This is a genomic window from Paraperlucidibaca sp. (assembly GCF_982810325.1).
Genome location: NZ_CEYEMI010000020.1, coordinates 34,238 through 38,333, shown reverse-complemented (window position 1 = coordinate 38,333; position 4,096 = coordinate 34,238). Strand labels below are relative to the sequence as shown.

The window sequence follows — 4,096 nt, the reverse complement described above, 5'->3', positions numbered from 1 at the left end:
AAAGCAAAAAGCCCCAGCGTGAGCTGAGGCTAAGTGCTTGTTAAATATGGCTCCCCGAACTGGACTCGAACCAGTGACCCAAGGATTAACAGTCCTTTGCTCTACCAACTGAGCTATCGGGGATCGTCGTAACGAGCGCGAATGATAATGATGCCGCGAAGACTGGTCAAGCCATCGCGGGCTTATTTGCCGATAAAGTAGGCAGTCAGTTCATCACTCGTCAAACTTACTGCATTCTGATGCTTTTGGCTGGTGGGCGCAGCGCGCGCGCTTCATCAAACTCAGCATCACAGGGTCATAAACGCCCTGCTTCATTAAGTAAACTCGCGCCTCGGCCAACATTTGGTCATAGCGGGCGCGCTCGTTGGCTGGCAGCTCCATCCAGCGTGCGGCAGGGATGTCTTTTTCAGCTTCGGTTAACAGCTCAAAAAGTTTATCAAGGTACTGCAGGCCAAATTTACGCAGTTCGGTCAAACGAGCATCTAAGTCTGGAATGCGCGGTAAGACTAAATCTCTACGCACCAAAATCGCGGCAGTGGCTTGCAGCAAGGGGTAATGAATCACGCCACCCTTTTCGCCCATGCCTTTCGCCAACTCCATCGGCTTATAGGCCAGCGCTGGTGCGGCAATGATGTCGGCCTGACCATTATTGAATTTACCGGCATAGGTGGTGAAGTCGGCGAGCACTGGCTGAGCGCCAAGGCCAGACACCATCTTCGCCATATTGGGCTCCCAATCGAGCACAACGATACGCTTGCCGGCGGCTTTGCTCAGCGAATTAATGCTACGGTCATTAACATAAATATAGACAGCGCCAATGGGCACAACTGCAGCTACTTGGTAACGACCATTAATCGCTAATGAAGCCACGACAGGTTTAGACAGCTGCGTCAGCAGCGTTTTCATCTCAGCATAATTACGCAGGTTGCCTGGCGCATCGATGCTGCCTAAGACATTGTTGAACTGCTTCGCGCGCAAAGTAGAAATAGCCACAACATCGCAACGGCCAGCTTTGAAATCCTCCGATGCCACGCGCTCATCGGTGTATGGGCGTATGTCGGCATATAGATTGAAAGCCTCGGCATAGACAGCGAGCTCACGGGCAATGGCCACGACTTTGCCGCCAGTGCCAAATGGGTCAAATAGGCAGAAGCTGAGCTTGACCGGCTTTGGTAACGGCGTTGGCAAACCGAGGCTACTCTTTGCTGGCAGCTTCGCTTTAACGTCATCGGCGTCTATGGCATGAGCGGTTGGCAGCCAGGCCATCAACCCTAATAGCGCCAATGCGGGCGCAATTCGCCTCAGGGAGTTATTCATCAAACAGGCTACATTCTTCATTTGCGGGCTCATGTTTGCAGCGCACTTTGCGCAAGAGATGCATCATGCTGGTGTCGTAGACGCCATCTGCAGTCATTTTAATGCGGGCTTCGCGCAGCATTCGTGAATAGCGCGCCTTCTCATCGGCAGAAAGGTTAATCCAGAGCTCTTCCGGCAAGTCAGCATCGGCCTTTTTCAAACGCTCAACAAAGGTATCGATGAAACGCAGGCCATAATCGCGCAACTGCAACATACGCTCGTCGAGGTCGGGGATTTTGGGTAGCACCAAGTCGCGGCGCATGAGAATGGTGCCGGTCGCTTGCAACAGCGGAAAACGAATAATGCCGCCCTCTTTGCCGATGCCGCGATACAGCTCAAGCGGATAAAACGCCATGGCCGGAGCAGCGATAATATCGACCTGACCATTGTTGAACTTGCCAGCAAACGTAGTGATATCCGAAGGTACTGGTTGTGCGCCAATGGCCGAGATCATTTTTGCCTGTGATGGGTCCCAGTCGAGCACAGCCACGCGCTTGCCAGCGGCTTTTTCGATGGAGTTAATACGTTTGTCGCGCGTCATCACGTAAAGCGCACCAATGGGCAGCACGCCGATAACTTGGTAGCGGCCAGTAATCGACATCGGCATAAAGTCGGGATGCGCGAGTGCCCGAATTAACGTTTTCATTTGCTCGTAAGTTCGGACATTGCCCGGCGAATCAATGCTGCCGACGATGCGACTGTATTGGCGCGCCCGCAGCGTGCTCATGCCAACGACATCGCAGCGACCAGCTTTAAAGTCATCGCTGGCCACGCGTTCATCTTGGTAGGTTTGGATATTGAGCTTAAGGCCGAAAGCCAAGGCATCTACTGCCAAATCTTTACCTGTTTGCGCCAATGGACCGTTGGCACCACTGGGGTCAAATAAGCACACCTTTAAAGCGACTGCGGGGTTTAAGGGTGCGAGCTTTGCTGGGGCGGCACTGGCATTCCATGCCACGCTACTTAAAGCGATGCCTGGTGCGAGTATTAGCGCGGCTCGAAGGAGTCGATGCATTGTCTGTTGCCTCATTTTTTATTATTGATTTTGGCCATTACGCCAAATGCATCAGTACCTTCACCTCACGGCGGCAGCTACTAAGTCTGCACTGCTATATCGCGCCAAAACCGCCGCAGTATCCGCGCGGTAACTCGCGGAGCCTCTACCATAGGCAAATGCCCAATACCTGCCAATCGCCGCTGCCGCGCATGTGGGATAAGTTGCTGAAAGGTGTCGGCACAAGATACATGCAGCACCGCATCATCGATGCCCCATAAAATAAAAGCCGGCCCAGTAATATCGATAAACGTAGGCAAGGCTGAGTCAGGCACATTTGCCATCAGTTGGCGAAATAAGTGCTCGTTAACATGACGCCGAGAGATCAAATCCAAAGCAGCAGCAGGAGCTATAGTGGCGGCGAGAAAATGGTTAGACATCACTGTGGCTAATAGGCGGTAAGCACCCAACATATTATGTGCGATCAAGCCATTTCGGCCTTCCGATAGGCCCAGCTCAAAAGCTGTGTGCTCACTGCCAGCAACGCCGGCGGCATTCATCAGCACAACTGAGCGCACCAAATGTGGGTAGCGCGCGCTGAGTAGGCCGGCAATGCCGCCGCCCATTGAGCTACCAACCATATGCGCAGGCGTTAATTTACGACTCGCTAGCCAGTCCGCCAAACGTCGAACTTGGTCATCCATGCCATAGGATTTATCAGCACAAAACTCGCTCTCGCCCCAACCTGGCAAATCCACTACGAATAGATGAAAGCGCTTAGAAATAAACGGCAGCAGAGGCAGCCAATTTTCTTTGCTAGCGCCAAAACCATGCACTAACACCACAGGCTCTGCACCACGGCGCCCACCCTCTAACCAGACCATGCGTTGGCCTTCGACTTTGGCATGGCGCCTAAGCAGACCAGTGACTGGCGCGTGCAAACGATTCAGCCAAGGCATAACGCTGCGTGACCGCCAAGCTCGAACTTTTGCAGTATTTGGAGGCGCCGCTAAGGCTAAGTATTGCGGGCCAATTTGTTCAATGAACTCTAGCTCAAGAGCGGTAGCTGGCTTACTCATCTTTTAATGCACACTCCGCTGCCTGACCTTGGCCACAACGCACGCGCTTGAGTAGCTTCATCATGCGCGGGTCATAGTCACCCTCCTGGGTCATTTGAATGCGAGCCTGACGCATCAACTCGACATATTTTGTCTTTTCATTTGCCGGTAAATCCAGCCAATACTTCTCTGGAATACCCTTTTCCTCACGCTCAACATAGTCGAAGGCTTTATCGATTTGTGTATAGACAAACTCACGCAATTTTTGCCCAACATTTGGAGGAAAACGATCGTGGCGAATAATTATTGCAGCGCTCAACATGACGAGTGGGAAGCGATAGATCGCGCCTTTTTCGCCAAGGCCGCGATAAATCTCTAAGGGCATGTATGCCACTGCTGGCGCAGCGATAATATCGACCTGACCGTTATTAAATTTGCCAACAAAGTTGATGATGTCCGATGCCACAGGTTGAGCACCCATGCGCTGCACCATTTTCGCTTGCGACTTATCCCACTCCATCACTGCTACACGCTTACCTGCAGCCTTTTCAATGGAGTTGATAGCGCGATCACGCACCATCACATAGGCAGCACCCAAGGGAATCACGCCTACGACTTCAAACTGACCTTCGCGCATTAGCGGTGCCAAGCTCGGCGATGTTAGCGTTGCCAAAGCTTTACGCATTGC

The 4,096-nt window shown here is 52.5% G+C and carries 4 protein-coding genes and 1 tRNA gene; all 5 read right to left on the bottom strand.

Annotated features, from left to right (window positions below; translation table 11 throughout):
• Positions 1-47: 47 nt before the first annotated feature.
• A tRNA-Asn gene (locus AC3DKE_RS08115) sits at positions 48-123 on the bottom strand.
• Between the two features lie 90 nt (positions 124-213).
• A complete protein-coding gene (locus AC3DKE_RS08110) occupies positions 214-1,338 on the bottom strand; it encodes a putative solute-binding protein (RefSeq protein WP_487990405.1) in 1,125 nt (374 codons plus the stop codon).
• Positions 1,310-2,371, bottom strand: a complete 1,062-nt coding sequence (locus tag AC3DKE_RS08105) for a putative solute-binding protein (protein WP_487990403.1) — start codon at positions 2,369-2,371, stop codon at positions 1,310-1,312. Before AC3DKE_RS08105 ends, AC3DKE_RS08110 begins: the two co-directional genes overlap by 29 nt.
• Positions 2,372-2,451: 80 nt before the next feature.
• On the bottom strand, positions 2,452-3,429 hold the full coding sequence (locus AC3DKE_RS08100) for an alpha/beta fold hydrolase (RefSeq protein WP_487990401.1): 978 nt from the start codon (positions 3,427-3,429) through the stop codon (positions 2,452-2,454).
• Positions 3,422-4,096, bottom strand: a 675-nt coding sequence (locus tag AC3DKE_RS08095; RefSeq protein WP_487990399.1) for a putative solute-binding protein, incomplete at its 5' end; no start/stop codon positions are given. The genes AC3DKE_RS08100 and AC3DKE_RS08095, both read right to left, overlap by 8 nt.